The sequence below is a fragment of the Pseudomonas sp. R9.37 genome (genome assembly GCF_963878885.1).
Classification (GTDB): Bacteria; Pseudomonadota; Gammaproteobacteria; order Pseudomonadales; family Pseudomonadaceae; genus Aquipseudomonas.
Genome location: NZ_CAWNZA010000050.1, coordinates 119,714 through 134,253, shown reverse-complemented (window position 1 = coordinate 134,253; position 14,540 = coordinate 119,714). Strand labels below are relative to the sequence as shown.

The following is a 14,540-nucleotide window of genomic DNA, read 5'->3' as shown; positions in this document are numbered from 1 at the left end:
TGGAGTGACCCGATGTCCGCTGCACCTCCCTCGCCTCAGGTCATTCCTGAAGACACCGTCAACCGTCAACGCGGCAAGGCTCGACGGATCCTGCTGACCATCGCCACCGTCGCACTTTTGGGTGCTGTGGGTTGGGCCGCCTGGTGGTGGCTCACCGGACGTTTCATCCAGACCACCGACGACGCCTACCTGCAAGCCGACAGCATCAGCGTGGCGCCCAAGATCAGTGGCTACGTCGCCCAAGTGCTGGTCAGCGACAACCAGAACGTAAAGCGCGGCGACGTGCTGGTGCGCCTGGATGCGCGCAAATACCAGGCCGTCAGCGATGAAGCCTCGGCCACAATCGCCGCGCGCACGGCCGACTACGCCAAGGCCCAGGCCGACCTGGTGCAGCAGGACTCGACCATTGCCGAAGCGCGCGCGCAGTTGCAAGGCGCCGAGGCCGATGCGAAACACGCGCAGGCCGAAGTCGCGCGCTATGCCCCGCTGGCGCGTTCAGGTGCCGAGCCCGAAGAGCGCCTGGCGCAGCTCAATAACCAATTGGCCCAGGCCCGTAGCACCGTGGCAGCCAAACAGGCCGCCTTGCGTTCCAGTCAGACCCGCTATGGCACGCTTGAAGCGCAGCTCAAACAAGCCCAGGCGCAACTCGGCGTGGCCAAGGCCAGCGAGGCGCAGAGCCAGCTGGACGTGGATGACGCAGTGATTCGCAGCCCGCTGGACGGGCGCGTGGCCGACCGCGGCGTGCGTGTCGGTCAATATGTGCAGCCCGGCACCCGCTTGCTGACCGTGGTGCCGATCAGCGCGATTTATCTGACCGCCAACTATAAGGAAACCCAGATCGGCGACATGCGCCCCGGCCAATCCGTCAGCGTGCACGTGGACGCGCTGCCGGGGCGTGATCTGCAGGGCCATATCGACAGCCTGTCCCCAGGCACCGGCGCGCAGTTCGCGCTGCTGCCGCCCTCGAATGCCACCGGCAACTTCACCAAAATCGTGCAGCGCGTACCGGTGCGCATCTCGCTGGACATACCCGATGAGGTGCGCGTGGCGTTGATGCCTGGCCTGTCGGCAACCGTTGACGTCGACACCCGCACCCCTGCCGCGGACGCCAATCATGGCTGAAGCGCTGATGGCCGAGGTGGCCGCAGAAAAACCACGCAACGCCTCGCTGACCGACTGGATCGCCGTGGCTGCCGGCGCACTCGGCGCCTTGCTGGCGACGCTGGACGTGTCGATCACCAACTCGGCGCTGCCGCAGATTCAGGGGCAAATCGGCGCAACCGGCACCGAAGGCACGTGGATCGCCACGGGCTATCTGATGTCGGAAATCGTCATGATCCCCCTCGCCGCCTGGCTGACTCGCGTGTTCGGCCTGCGCCGGTTCCTGATCGGCACGGCCTTGATGTTTACGGCGTTTTCGATGTTCTGTGGCCTGTCCTCCAGCCTCGGCGCCATGATCGCCGGGCGCATCGGCCAGGGGTTCGCCGGCGGCGCGATGATTCCCACCGCGCAAACCATCGTGCGCACGCGCCTGCCGCCGCACCAACTGGCCATCGGCACCACGATGTTTGGCATGACCGTGATCCTCGGCCCCTTGCTTGGCCCGGTCATTGGCGGCTGGCTCACGGAAAACATCAACTGGCGGTGGTGCTTCTTTCTCAATCTGCCCATCAGCATCGCCCTGATCACGCTGCTGATCACCGGCCTGCCAAGCGAGCGCATGAACTTGCAACGCTTCATCAGTGCCGACTGGTTGGGCATCCTCGGCCTGGCCATGGGCCTGAGTTCGCTGACGGTGGTACTGGAAGAAGGCCAGCGTGAGCATTGGTTCGACTCGCTGCTGATCACGTGGCTGAGCATCGCCACGGTGATCGGCTTTTTCCTGATTGCGGTCGGGCAGTTGCGCTCGAGTACGCCGATCGTGCGACTGCAACTGGTGCTGAACAAAAGCTTTGGCAGCGTGCTGTTGATCGGTACCGCCGTGGGCGCCGGGATTTATGGCACGGCGTATCTGGTGCCGCAATTCCTGGGCATCCTCTCGGGCTACAACGCGCAGCAGTCCGGCGCGATCATGTTGCTGTCGGGGATACCGGCGTTTTTGCTGATGCCCATTCTGCCGCGCATGCTCGGCCGTTATGACCTGCGCTGGATGGTCGGTGCCGGCCTGTTGCTGTATTGGGCCAGTTGCTTTGTCGACACCCAACTCACCGCCGAGAGTGTCGGGCACGACTTTGTCTGGTCGCAGCTATTGCGTGGTTTTGGGCAGATTCTGGTGATGATGCCGCTCAGCCAACTGTCGATGCGTTCGGTCGAGACCCGTGACGCCGGGGACGCCGCCGGGCTTTACAACATGTCGCGCAACCTGGGCGGCACCATCGGCCTGGCCTTGCTCGGCGTGCTGATGGACCGGCGCAGCCACTTTCATGACGACAGGCTGCGCGAAGGCATCCAGGCCAACAGCCAGTTGGCGCAGGACCACATGGCCAGCCACACCGCCAGCTACCTCGCGCAAACCGGCGATGCCTCGACGGCGCAAGCGCAGGCGTTCGCACAACTTGCCAATGACATTGCGCAACAAGCCTCGGTGATGGCCTACAACGACTCGTTTTATGTACTGGGACTCGCGATGCTGGCGTGCCTGCCCCTGATCTTCATCCTGAAAAAGCGCACGGTACAACGATGATTCCTCGCACCCTTCCCCTCTTGCTGACCGTCGGCCTTTTGTCGGCCTGCACCGTCGGCCCGGACTACCACGGTGCCCCCGACGTCGCGCCAAAGACCTTGGCGGCCGGGCACCTGCCGCACGCTGACAGCGCATCGGCAAGCACTCCCGGTGTCGCGCAGTGGTGGCGAACCCTGGGCGACGCGCAATTGAACCAGCTGGTGGAGCAAGCCCTGCAAAACAGCCCGGACGTTGCCACGGCCCAGGCGCGCCTCAAGCAGTCCCGCGCAAGCCTCAGCGGCGCGCAAGCCAACGCGATGCCCAAGGTCACCGGGGACGCCGCGATGCTCAAACTGCGCTCCCCGGACACCTCCGCGCTGGGTGGCAGCAATGGCGGTGGCCGAGGCCCGTTGAGCCTGTACCTCGCCGGTTTCGATGCCAGCTGGGAGGCAGACCTGTTTGGCGGCACACGCCGTGCAGTCGAAGCCGCTCAGGCAGAGGCCGGCGCCTCCCAGGCCCGGTTGGCTGACGCCCAAGTGCAACTGGCTGCCGAAACAGTGCAGGCCTACACCGACCTGCGCGACCAGCAAGCACGCCTGGCATTGGTCGACGCCAGCGTCGGCATTGAAAACCAGGCCCTGGACCTCACCCAGCAGCGGCGCGAACGCGGCGTGGCCTCGCAACTGCAGCTGGAGCAGGTGCTGACACAGGCCCAAAACACCCAGGCCCAACGCCTGCCGCTGCAAGCCGCCATCGTTGAATCGCTCGACCAGCTCGGCCTGCTCTGCGGCCTGGAACCCGGCGAGCTGGACGGCCAACTGGCTACCGCGCAGCCCCTGCCCGCTATCCCGGAGGCGGTGCCGGTCGCCGACCCGGCCGCACTCTTGAAGGCCCGCCCGGACATCCGCATCGCTGAACGCCAACTGGCATCGAGCAATGCCCAGATTGGCGAAAAGACCGCAGACTGGTTTCCCAAACTGAGCTTGATGGGCGACCTGTCGTTCTCGGCCGGTGACCCTGGGCACCTTGCACGCAAGGACAACGGCACTTGGTTGATCCTGCCTCGGATCACCTGGAACGCGCTGGATTTCGGCCGCGTTGCCGCCAGCGTCAAAGGTGCAGAGGCTGGACGAGACGAAGCCCTGGCCAACTATAAAAGCGTGGTGTTGAGTGCATTGCGCGATGCCGACGTGGCGTTGGCGCGTTACGGGCACCAGCGCCAGAACGTGCTGCTGTTGCGCTCGGTGGAATCTTCCGCAGTGCGTGCCGCCGACCTGACGCGTCAGCGTTACCGTGCAGGCACCGCCAGTACGCTGGATTGGCTGGATGCGGAGCGCACGCGCTATCAGGCGCAAGAAAGCCGAATCTCCGCGGACGCAGAGTTGCTGAAGGATTTTGCCTCGCTGCACAAGGCAATTGGGCTTGGATGGACACGGTGAGCAGGCGATTGGCGGCAAATCAACTACCATGAGCCTTCCTTCATGGCTACCGGCTTGCATCCGATGAGAGACTTACCGCCCACCGCCACCTTGCGCGCCTTTGAGGTTGCCACGCGGCATGCCACCTTCACCTCGGCTTCGCAGGAGCTGCATGTCACCCAAAGTGCTGTCAGCCATCAGTTAAAACACCTTGAAGCGATTTGGGGCTTGGAGCTTTTTCAGCGCGGCAAGTCGCTGACGTTGACACCCGCCGGCGCCGCGCTAGCGCCGATCGTGCGTGAATTTTTCATGAACCTGCAAGCCACCCTGGCTGACCTTCGGGAACACAAAGGCCGGGTGCGCCTCAAGGTCAGCACCACTTACTCCTTTGCGCTCAAATGGCTGCTTCCCAGGTTGCCGAGTCTGTCGCAGCAGCACCCGGAAATTCTGATCACGCTGGAGACCAGCGACAAAGCGATCACGTTTTCCAGCAGTGAGTCTGACGTGGCGATCCGCCTGGGCAATGGCAATTATCCGGGCCTGCATTCGGAGTTTCTGCTCAGGGAACAGATTTTCCCCGTGGCCAGCCCCGATCTCCTGCACCGCTTTGGCCTGCCACAAACGCCGGCGCAGTTATTGCGTTACCCATTGCTGACGCGCGACGGCGCAGACCTGGTGCCGAAGTGGGAGGCCTGGTTCCAGCATGTCGGCACGGGCATCGCGGCGCTCAAGGAAAGTGTGCGCTTTGCAGACACCAATATGACCATCGAGGCTGCGCTGTTGGGCCAGGGCGTCGCGCTTGCCCGCAGCGGGCATGTCGAAGCGCAGATCCGCGACGGCAGTTTGGTCAGGTTGTTTGACGTGCCGTTCGACTCCCCGGTGGCCTACTACTTTGTCTGCCCAAAAGGCATCGAATCACAGCCCCACGTCGTCAGTTTTCGTCACTGGCTGATGGAAGCGTCACAGCAGGCACAACTGAGCTACCGCTAAAGCATGAGCGTTTGCTCATGCCTGGATGAGAGGACTTCGCTTTAGTGCAGGCGCGCCGTTGCTTAGGATGGCGCATGCCTTTTCATATTGTTTTGCTGATTCTGTTCGCCGCCCTCCTGCACGCCAGCTGGAACGCGCTGCTGCGCGGCGGCGCCGACAGGTTGTGGTCAATGACGGTGATGTGCCTGGCGGTGGCCACTGCCAGCGCGCTCATCGCGCCGTTCGTGACGCCGCCCGCGCGGGCCAGTTGGTGCTACGCCGGCCTCTCGGCGGTGCTGCATGTGGGCTATAACCTGTTCCTGGTTCGCAGCTACAAGGTTGGCGACCTGGGGCAAACCTACCCGATTTCCCGCGGTTCCTCGCCTATCCTGATCGCCCTCAGCGCTGCGTTTTTTGTCGGGGAAGCAGTCACCGGCGTGGCGCTGCTGGGCATTGCGCTGGTGTCTGGCGGCATCGTTTCCCTGGCGTTCAACAACCGCAGGCTTGCCGTTCCCAGCCTGCCGTACGCATTAGGCACTGGGGTTTTTATTGCGGCTTACAGCGTGACCGACGGTATTGGCGCACGGCTGTCTGGCGCGCCTTTGGCGTATACCGTGTGGATGTGCGCGTTGTGGGGCGTGTTGATGCCTCTGGTGTATATCGGTTTACGTGGGACGCGCAGTTTGTTCAGCTGGCGACCCGGTGTCGCGACAGCCTTGGGCGGCGGGCTGGTCTCGCTGCTGGCCTACGCGATCATTATCTACGCGATGTCCTATGCGCCCATGGGCGCGGTGTCTGCATTGCGCGAAACCAGCGTGTTATTTGCCGCGCTGATCGGTTATTGGTTTCTCGGCGAGGCCTTCACGCTGCGCAAGTTTCTGGCCTGCGCAGTGATTGCGCTCGGCGCTGTACTTATCGGCTGAGGCCGTCCATGTGTGTCACACAGTGAGGTTTACGCGTTATGAGCACCCATCCCCAAGCCCCTGTCATCCTGATTACCGGTGGCAGCCGCGGCGTCGGTGCGGCCACCGCGCGACTGGCCGCCGCGCGCGGCTACGATGTCGCGATCAGCTACGTGTCCGACGAGGCCGCCGCCCTGGCCGTGGCGAATGACGTGAAAGCCGCCGGACGGCGAGCGCTGGCGGTACGCGCCGATAGCGCCAAGCCAGAGCAGGTCGCGGCGTTATTCGCCGCGATTGACCGCGAGTTCGGCCGTGTCGACGTGTTGGTCAACAACGCGGGCATACTCGGACCACAATCGCGCCTCGAAGACCTCGACTTTGCACGCATGCAGCGCATCTTCTCGGTCAATGCCATCGGCCCGATGCTGTGCGCGCAACAAGCGGTCAAACGCATGTCCCATCGCCATAACGGCCGCGGCGGCGTTGTTATCAATGTATCCTCGGGCGCGGCCCGGCTCGGCAGTCCGAACGAATATATCGACTACGCTGCCTCAAAAGGCGCCCTGGAGACGTTCACCATCGGCTTCGCCAAGGAAGTCGCGCGAGACGGCATCCGCGTCAACTGCATCCGCCCCGGCCATATCTACACCGACATGCACGCCAGCGGCGGAGAGCCGGGTCGGGTCGATCGGGTCAAGGACTCGATCCCCATGGGCCGCGGCGGACAACCCGAAGAAGTTGCACGGGCTATCCTGTGGCTGGCGAGCGATGAAGCGTCGTTCATTACCGGGACGTTTCTTGACGTCACCGGGGGCAAGTAAGGGCAGGACGCACGGTTTTTTTGAGGCATTTGGGTAATCCCCCCAGACCTGGCTGAGAGTGGGATGGGGGTTAATGGATTGGACTTCAAGCAACATCAGGTAGGCAGGCAGATGGAAGAATTGATGCAGGGGCTCGATGGGCTCAGGACTGCGCAGCAAGAACTGTTTTATGACCTTGAAGATGCGGCCGCTGTTATCGGCTGGTCAGTGGTTGAATTGACGGCCATGGCCGGCACTGGCAGGACGCCGGCCGAAGCGGTGGCGCTGATGAAAATATGTGCGTTGCTGACGGCTCAGCAGGGGAAAATTGGCCTGTATGCAGATGAGGTCAAAGCGCAGCGCATCACCAGGTCCGAGGTCGGGGCTTGATCGGTGCTCAACGCGCAGGGACCGGCCCATCAGTCGAGGATGACATCGCCGCCCTCGGCCTTTAAACGAGCGAGGTTGTCCTTCATCTGCTGCAACCGCTCCGGCGAATGCCCTTGCCACTGGGTCACTTCGGCAACGACCCGCAGTGGCTCGCAGGAGCGATAGGACAGCGTCGGATTGCCGGGAAACTTCTTATCCGTCACGTTGGGGTCGTCCACGATCGGGCCCGTGGGCTCTACGACATAAATGCGTTCGCGCTCATCGCCAAGTGCCAGTTCGGCCCCCCAGATAGCGGCGTCCAACGTGCCCGCAAAATAGACCCAGGACAGCGCACGCCCTTCGGTGAAATTGGACGGATAACCAACGCGGATCATGTCTCCCGGCTCGAGGTCAGCCCGAGTGCCGTGAAAGAACTGTCGCGTAAACATGCTGGCGGCGTTTGACATGGGCTTGTTACTCCAAGAATGCGTGGTGCCAGGCCGCCTGTCTGCAGCGCAAGGCATGCCCTTCTTGTAACTGACTGTCGAACCCCTAGGCAACCTTACGAGGGCAGGCGAGCCCCCTGCCGTCAGCCTTGCAATGCAGGTAATCGCGCCACAGCCTGAATGCCCGTTGCTGCCTGGCAAATGCCGCTTGCCACTCTTCGCCGCCGATTTGCTCGACGGGCGTCGCCATCATCTGCTCCGTTGCAAGGTCCAGTTCTTCTACGAGCTGACGCCCGTTAGGCATATCCAAAATTAGAGATCGCATAGCTACCTGTCTTATTTGTTCTGTAAGTCGACCTCTGTATCCCTTTGATAGTGCGCGGGTTCCGACGAACGGTTACATTTTCTTACAGGTTTAACTGCCGTTGCTTACAGACAATGACGGTGCGGGGTCGACCGCCGGCGAGACACACAGACAAGTAATGGAGACTGAGAGACAAGAGATTTCTCTCTGGAATTATTTGTAACATTTTATAATTAACGCTGGTTAACAGCCGTCGCGAAACAACAGCGCAGGTTCATAACGTGCGCTGTCAGACGACGATAGCTGAACCGCACAAGCGCTTAATTCACGTGTTATAGGCAAAAGGATAAGGAACATGTCACTGCACAAGTTATTTGCACTCGTCATCACTGTGGCATTGCTGGGCGGTTGCAATGCGCTCGCAGGCAAGACCAACATGTTGAGCGATGATGACGTGAAATCGCAAAGCGCCGGCGCACTGGGCTACGCCCCTGCGGACCTGACTATTGTCAATCGCCAAACCCAGGGCACCAATACCTACGTATTGCTGAAAACCAACGACAACAAGCAATTCAACTGCATCATCAACGGCGGCAATATCATGACCTTCGGCATGTCCAACCCGCCCTCTTGCGCGAAAAAAGGCGAGCAGGTAAAGAGCGGGCCGTTTGGTGGATAACTGTCACGCCAACATCGCAGGGCGTGATCAAATCGGCTCTCACTGTCAGCTTTTATATAGTCGAACTTCGGTATAAATCGAGTCATGTACTGCGATGACTAAAAGGGGAACGGACCTATTGAGTTGAATAAATCCGTTCCTTTTTTACGCTGGAAGTTGAACCGCGTTGTTATCAGGTCACGGTTACTCAATGTCTTCGTGAATAACCGCGCCTGCGCGGCGCAATTCATCCAGATACGCCTCGGCGTTCTCAATCAGCTCGGGCATATACAGCCCGGCGGAAAAGGGAGAACCGCCGTTGAGGCCCAGCACGGCTGACAGCGAAAGCACCACGCTCAGTCCGGTGAGCGACGCTTGGCCATGCCTGAACTCAAGGGTAGCGCGTGACCGTCGTGGCAGCCCCTCAGCCTCGCCCTCGATCTCGACGATGATCTCGGCCGCCACGGCGTCGCCGCGACGACGGCTCGATGATTCGCCACTCGCCAGGTCAAAGCGAATATCCGGCGCGCCCGTGGCGGCGTAGAGGCTGATAATGTCGAACGGAGAGTATGCGTCAGCCGCAAGCTCCCGACCGTCAATGGCCTTGATCCTGGCTTTGGCGGCGTCACCGGACACCCAGAAACGCTTCCCGCCTGTGAACACCAACGCGGCAGGCGCCGCCGCACTCAGCCGCTGCATATCTTCCAGCGCCAGTGGGCCTGCAGCGTCTTGTTCATCCAGTACAACCCCGATCCTGATGGATCGCACGCGCTCGAAGCCTTTTACACCGTGCAGCGCAAGAAACACCGCGACCCCGGCGCCCCATTGACTGGCAAGGACCACGGGCGCCGCCGTCGCACGGTGCGCGAACAGCGCCATCTCCGGCCCTACCTCTACCAGCCCGTTACCGATGTTCAGGTACGCAATGCCCAAGTCCTGCGCATAGCGCAAACCCCGGAGTCCATCATCAGGTGCCAGCATGACCACCGCCGCTAATGCGACGCCGTCATCAAAGCCCAGGCGAGGCTTATCAAGGTCGATTGCCACCGCGTGGGCAGCACCCGCCTCCCGCGCAACCTCGCGCGCCGCATCCAAATTGCGGCCGCCCACCAGTAAGGGCATACCGGGCTGGCGCTCACGAAACCACCGGATGGCAGCACGCCCAACGATGCCCGACCCACCGGCAAACAGTATGTGTTTTGTCGTCATCGACCTGTCCTCTGTCTAGCCCGAAAAAGGCGCAATCGAGACCAGCAGCTATCGCCCCAGAGGTGCACCCGGCTACGCAAACAGCGCATACAGCGTCGATGAAGAAAACCGACACACGTCACAGCACCTCAGCATTGCGTCAATAAGGTAGTGACGGACAGGGTAATTTGTAGGTTCCAAAAACTTTGTAAGGCATGGGATGCGGTAGCATCACGCCACAAGAACCGGATGACAGGCTGAGCGCAGTCAATTTGAGGGCAATAAAAAACCCCGTAGACGTTAATCTACGGGGTTTCTAAGAGTGGAGGCCGAGGTCGGAATCGAACCGGCGTAGGCGGATTTGCAATCCGCTGCATAACCATTTTGCTACTCGGCCTCAAACGATAAATGCTCTGATCGCTAACATTCACCGCATAAAAACTTGAGTGGGCTATAGAACCCTGCCTCTACTCTAAATCATTGAATACATTGAAGTTTTTAATGCTTCGTTGCGTTCGATGGGCGCCATTATGTACTCATTTGCTTTTACCTGCAACCCCTTGATTTCAAAAATATTTCGTATTGGCATCAAGGGGTTGCGCACCTGCCCTACTCCTTGATGAGCTGTTGCTGATACTGCGGGTCAGCCTGGATCTGTGCGTCGGTGAAGGGCAGCGGGCGCAGTTTTTTCTCGGAGAAGGCGCGGGTCTGATCCTTCGAATACTGGGAGGCTGGGTTGCTGGATTCGGAGAATGCCAATACGCCCAGGGCCTGCGGGCCGTTGTCGTCGAAGGTGACGATTTGCAAATAGCTGGTGCCGCTGACGACTTCGCGTTTGCCATCGGCACGTGGCACGGTTTGCATCGCGTTGTAGATGCCCAGCTGCTGCGGGCCGCCGTGCATCGGAGTTTGGCCGCTGACCTGGATGTCGCCCCAGCGGGTCAACCCAAGCTGGCTCACCGCCGCCGTCGAGGCCAGCATGGCTTCGCGCAGGGCGTTGGCCACGGGTTCGCGCTCGATGGCCAGCCCACGCGGAGTGGTCAGCGGGTGTGCCGGGTCGAAGGCGACGCGCCAGGCGTCGGGGAGTGCCTGCAGGTGTTCGAACAGATTGATGAAGTGCACCAGGCCGACGCCGCTGTCGAGGTTGGCGTGTTGGTCCCAGTGTTTAAGGCTGGTGCACAGTGGCTGCAATGTTGCCGCATCCGCGCCGAGGCGGTTGGCGCAGAACGCGAGCAGGTCGGGCATGACTTGGCTGGCGAGGTAGACCTCGTTGTCCATGACCATGTTTTGCAGGTCCGTCACCTTGATCGGTTGTTTGGCCAACGATTGCAGGCGCTGCAGGGCGAATCGGGCGCGTGGTCCCAGGCCGATATGATCCTGGCTGATCACCGGCGAAAACCCGGTCAACGGCGCCTTGGGGTTGGCCATCCACGCTGAATCATTGGCGTGTTGCACGTAGTCGGTGCGCTCCAGTTGCGGCAGGTCGGCGGCGGCGAAGATGCCGGGTTGGGCGGCACGCGGGTCAATGTCCCAGGCACAGGCGCTGTGGGAGCCGTCGAGCACGATCAGTTGCAGGCCGGCGCGCGGGTCACTGCATTGCGCAAGTTTGGCCGCGCTGACGTTGGGCACCACTGACAGGTTCATGTACAGGCTCTGGCCTTGGTCATCGGCGGCCAGGGTGTTGACCCACGGGATGCCTTGCAGGGTGTGCACCGAGGTTTGCAGCGCCTTGAGGCTGGTAGCGCGGTTCATGGCGTCCCACTGCTGCAGGACGCGGTCGTTGCCCAGGTTGGCGTCGCGCAGGCTGAAGGCATAGTGGCTGTCCCAATCCAGCTTGCCGGGCCATTGCACCACCGGGCCGAACTGCGAGCTGTAAACCGTCTGCGCCTGCGGCCTCAGGCTGCCATCGGCCTGCTTGACCTGCACGGTGACGGAGGTTTTCTCCAGGGGAATGGATTGACCGTCGAGCAGGTAGCGCGTCGAATCCTTGGGATCAAGGGTCAGGCGGTAGAGGGTGAAATGCTTGGACGTGTCGACCGTGTGGGTCCAGGCCACATGCTGGTTGAAGCCGATGTTGATCAGCGGCAAGCCTGGCAGCGCGGCGCCCATCACGTCCAGTTGGCCGGGGATGGTCAGGTGCATCTCATAAAAACGCATGCCGCCGACCCACGGAAAATGCGGGTTGGCCAACAGCATGCCACGGCCATTGAACGAACGATCACGGCCTACCGCGACGGCGTTACTGCCGCGGTCGAGGCTGAAACGCTGCTGGTTGGCCGATGCCTGTTCAAAGGCTTTCAAACCGGGTTTCACACTGGCAGTGGCTTGAGGCGGTGTGGCGCCAGCCAGGGCGTCGGCAAATTGCCCGACACCGCCTTCCACCAGCAGCCTGCGCGTCAGCTTGATCACGTCTTGCGCCACAAGCGGTCGAACCCACGCCGCCTGGCATTGTGCCGGCGCGCCCTGCTCTTTCAGGTAGCGGTTGTAGCCGGCGACGTAGCCTTCAATCCGCTGCTGTATCTGTGGCGTCTGGGCGTTCCAAAAAGCGCTCACCGCTTGGGGTGTATTCAGCCAGGTGAAAAACACATCGCTGACAAGGTTGTTGCGCTCCTCCAGGGTCGCCTGTTCGGGGCCGAAATACTTGGCGCGCTCGCCGCTCACCGTGACCACTTCGTTGGCCAGCAGGCACAGGTTGTCTTGGGCATAGGCGTAGCCGATGCCATAGCCCAGGCCGCGTTCGTCGTTGGCGCGAATGTGCGGCACCCCAAACGTGGTGCGGCGAATGTCCGCCGACGCCTGCGTCACTTGCTCGCGCGCCGACGCGGCAAGACTCGCCCCCAGCAACAGCCCCGCCACGCATACTCTGGACAACCGGTTGGAAATAATCACGCAAGCTCCACAGTCAAATTGAACACCCTCACAAGGGGCAGCTACCCCACCGTAAGGACGCAATGAACCGGGAATAATTTAGCCGCCGGACGCGTTTATTTGAGGCGTGCGCGCTGTGACAAAGTCGATACCGACAAAATTTCTACATCCAGCACTTCATGATTTCTGTCGCTCGTTCGTCTTATTAGCTAAGAGCGCCATCATTTTCCTGATCAGGCTCTGATAAGGAGTTTTTTGCATGTACAACTCGCAACTGCCCACGGACGGACATTCACCGGCCGCCGACGCCAATTACGGCAGCGGCGGCGCACACGCGTTCGGCAAAGCGCCCGAACAGCAAGGCAACCAGCGTATACGCCATTTGCTCAAGTGCTTCGGTTTGCGCACCAGCCTGATTCGGCTGAAGGTCATCGACGCCCTCCTCACCGCTGCCGACAACCAGCGCACCCTCGGGGTGCGCGGCGTGCACAGCCATTTGCTGGAGCTGGGCATTCCGTTGTCGTTTCTCAGCGTGCGTGAGGTGCTCAAGCGCTTGTGCAGCGAGGGCGTGATCACCCTCAATGCCGATAAAAGCTACAGCCTCCATGAAGAGGCTGCCAAAATGCTCGATGGTCGCGCCTGACTGACGCGATCAGAAGTTGGGCTTGACCTTGCGGCGCATGATGCCGTTGATCACTACCACGGTCACCGCCACGGCAATGGCGATGTACTGGAACGTTTTTTCGCTGATGACCCCAGTGTTCTGCAGGTAGGACAGGCCGAACATCGTCCCCAGCACCACAAGGGAAATCAGAATCGAATATTTCAAACGTTGCTTTTGGGTCATGACGGGGTTCCTGAACCTGATAAATGTATCCACTTTGTATCGCCGAACATGCCAAGCACATACCCAGTGACGGGGATGGATGAGGGTCGGCAGGGTCGTATGTTACAGGCGATGAAAAAGTTTGGCTTGTCCCACGCCTGATTGACCTTGTGAGCACCCTAGAGGATTTTCAAATGTTACGTCGAATCACACTGCTGATTCCATTGCTGATCATGCTGAGCATGAGCGGCTGCTTCTTTTTCCCACACGGCGGCGGTGGCGGCTGGCACGATCATCGCTACGACGGCGGCCCAGGCTACGAGCACCGCTGATCGCGCCTGCGCCCCGCTTTCCAGGCCGGAAACCGGGGCGCTCAGCCAGCATGCACCCAGCGCTGATGCAACCAACGCGCAAACGCATCCAGGGTAAACCCCAACAGCCCGATCAGCAGCACCATGGCCATCAGTTCCGAATAGGCCAGACGGTCCCGAGTGTCGAGGATGTAGTAGCCCAGCCCCGCACTGACCCCAAGCATTTCGCACGGCACCAGCACGATCCACAAGATACCGATGGCCAGGCGCACGCCGGTCAGCACATGCCCCACCACGCCGGGGATGATCACCCGCCGCAAGGTTTCCCAGCGCGTAGCGCTCAAACTCTTACTCAACTGCAGCCAACGCGGGTCCAGCTGACGCACGCCGGCAGCGGTGTTGAGCATGATCGGCCACACAGCCGCGAAGGCCAGCAGGAAATAGATCGGCTGGTCGCCTACGCCCATCAACATCACCACGATCGGCATCCACGACAGCGGCGAAATCATCCGCAGAAACTGGAAAGCCGGCGTGGTGGCCGCCTCCAGGTTGCGCGAACTGCCCACCAGCAGGCCCAGTGGCACGCCTACCCACAACGCCAGAAACAACCCGACGAAAATGCGTTTCAGGCTGACCGCGATGTGCAGGTACAGTTCGCTGCGCCCGAGCAGTTCCCGCAAGCTGCTGAAGGTCGCCGCCACTGAAAAGCGCGCCGACAAGCCGTCGGCGTCGCCGAATACCTTGACGCCCAGCCACCACAAAAACAGCAAGCCTGCCAAGCCACTCAGCCCCAGCAGCCAGCCCGGGATTCTGCCTTTA

At 61.2% G+C, this 14,540-nt stretch carries 15 protein-coding genes and 1 tRNA gene; 10 read left to right on the top strand and 6 right to left on the bottom strand.

Going from position 1 to position 14,540, the window contains the following annotated elements; all coding sequences use genetic code 11:
* The first annotated feature begins 12 nt into the window (after positions 1-12).
* The 7 genes from AACU78_RS29325 to AACU78_RS29295 all read left to right on the top strand — a co-directional run bounded on the left by AACU78_RS29325 (position 13) and on the right by AACU78_RS29295 (position 7,141).
* Positions 13-1,122 carry an HlyD family secretion protein gene (locus AACU78_RS29325; RefSeq protein WP_106579094.1) on the top strand — a complete coding sequence of 370 codons (1,110 nt, stop codon included), beginning with the start codon at positions 13-15 and terminating at the stop codon, positions 1,120-1,122.
* On the top strand, positions 1,115-2,683 hold the full coding sequence (locus tag AACU78_RS29320) for a DHA2 family efflux MFS transporter permease subunit (protein WP_106579093.1): 1,569 nt from the start codon (positions 1,115-1,117) through the stop codon (positions 2,681-2,683). The genes AACU78_RS29325 and AACU78_RS29320 overlap by 8 nt, the downstream gene beginning before the upstream one ends.
* A complete protein-coding gene (locus AACU78_RS29315; RefSeq protein WP_106579092.1) occupies positions 2,680-4,101 on the top strand; it encodes an efflux transporter outer membrane subunit in 1,422 nt (473 codons plus the stop codon). Before AACU78_RS29320 ends, AACU78_RS29315 begins: the two co-directional genes overlap by 4 nt.
* Positions 4,102-4,164: 63 nt before the next feature.
* Positions 4,165-5,070: a transcriptional regulator GcvA gene (gene gcvA / locus AACU78_RS29310; protein ID WP_106579220.1), complete on the top strand. Its 906-nt coding sequence runs from the start codon at positions 4,165-4,167 to the stop codon at positions 5,068-5,070.
* 74 nt (positions 5,071-5,144) lie between these two features.
* Positions 5,145-5,972 carry a DMT family transporter gene (locus AACU78_RS29305; protein ID WP_106579091.1) on the top strand — a complete coding sequence of 276 codons (828 nt, stop codon included), beginning with the start codon at positions 5,145-5,147 and terminating at the stop codon, positions 5,970-5,972.
* 38 nt (positions 5,973-6,010) lie between these two features.
* Positions 6,011-6,772, top strand: a complete 762-nt coding sequence (locus AACU78_RS29300; protein WP_106579090.1) for an SDR family oxidoreductase — start codon at positions 6,011-6,013, stop codon at positions 6,770-6,772.
* Between the two features lie 111 nt (positions 6,773-6,883).
* The gene (locus tag AACU78_RS29295; protein WP_106579219.1) at positions 6,884-7,141 is read left to right on the top strand and encodes a hypothetical protein; all 258 of its coding nucleotides are present in this window, start codon (positions 6,884-6,886) and stop codon (positions 7,139-7,141) included.
* A 29-nt stretch (positions 7,142-7,170) separates the two neighbouring features.
* Here the strand turns inward: AACU78_RS29295 and arr are convergent, their stop codons facing one another.
* A complete protein-coding gene (arr, locus tag AACU78_RS29290; RefSeq protein WP_106579089.1) occupies positions 7,171-7,587 on the bottom strand; it encodes an NAD(+)--rifampin ADP-ribosyltransferase in 417 nt (138 codons plus the stop codon).
* 638 nt (positions 7,588-8,225) lie between these two features.
* Between arr and AACU78_RS29285 the strand changes: the two genes are divergently transcribed.
* Positions 8,226-8,549, top strand: a complete 324-nt coding sequence (locus AACU78_RS29285) for a hypothetical protein (RefSeq protein WP_106579087.1) — start codon at positions 8,226-8,228, stop codon at positions 8,547-8,549.
* Positions 8,550-8,732: 183 nt separating this feature from the next.
* On the opposite strand, the gene AACU78_RS29280 is transcribed toward AACU78_RS29285, so the two are convergent.
* The 3 genes from AACU78_RS29280 to pvdQ all read right to left on the bottom strand — a co-directional run bounded on the left by AACU78_RS29280 (position 8,733) and on the right by pvdQ (position 12,605).
* Complete coding sequence (locus AACU78_RS29280) at positions 8,733-9,737, bottom strand: hypothetical protein (protein ID WP_106579086.1); 1,005 nt, start codon at positions 9,735-9,737, stop codon at positions 8,733-8,735.
* A 302-nt stretch (positions 9,738-10,039) separates the two neighbouring features.
* Positions 10,040-10,113, bottom strand: a tRNA-Cys gene (locus AACU78_RS29275).
* 212 nt (positions 10,114-10,325) lie between these two features.
* Positions 10,326-12,605, bottom strand: coding sequence for a bifunctional acylase PvdQ (gene pvdQ, locus AACU78_RS29270; RefSeq protein WP_106579085.1), 2,280 nt, complete (start codon positions 12,603-12,605; stop codon positions 10,326-10,328).
* A gap of 238 nt (positions 12,606-12,843) precedes the next feature.
* On the opposite strand from pvdQ, the gene AACU78_RS29265 reads away from it, so the two are divergent.
* A complete protein-coding gene (locus AACU78_RS29265; RefSeq protein WP_106579084.1) occupies positions 12,844-13,227 on the top strand; it encodes a fe2+ zn2+ uptake regulation protein in 384 nt (127 codons plus the stop codon).
* Positions 13,228-13,236: 9 nt separating this feature from the next.
* On the opposite strand, the gene AACU78_RS29260 is transcribed toward AACU78_RS29265, so the two are convergent.
* Positions 13,237-13,431 carry a hypothetical protein gene (locus AACU78_RS29260; RefSeq protein WP_053255884.1) on the bottom strand — a complete coding sequence of 65 codons (195 nt, stop codon included), beginning with the start codon at positions 13,429-13,431 and terminating at the stop codon, positions 13,237-13,239.
* Positions 13,432-13,604: 173 nt separating this feature from the next.
* On the opposite strand from AACU78_RS29260, the gene AACU78_RS29255 reads away from it, so the two are divergent.
* On the top strand, positions 13,605-13,742 hold the full coding sequence (locus AACU78_RS29255; protein WP_164487942.1) for a hypothetical protein: 138 nt from the start codon (positions 13,605-13,607) through the stop codon (positions 13,740-13,742).
* A gap of 41 nt (positions 13,743-13,783) precedes the next feature.
* On the opposite strand, the gene AACU78_RS29250 is transcribed toward AACU78_RS29255, so the two are convergent.
* On the bottom strand, positions 13,784-14,530 hold the full coding sequence (locus AACU78_RS29250; protein ID WP_371924179.1) for an ABC transporter permease: 747 nt from the start codon (positions 14,528-14,530) through the stop codon (positions 13,784-13,786).
* Positions 14,531-14,540: the final 10 nt, after the last annotated feature.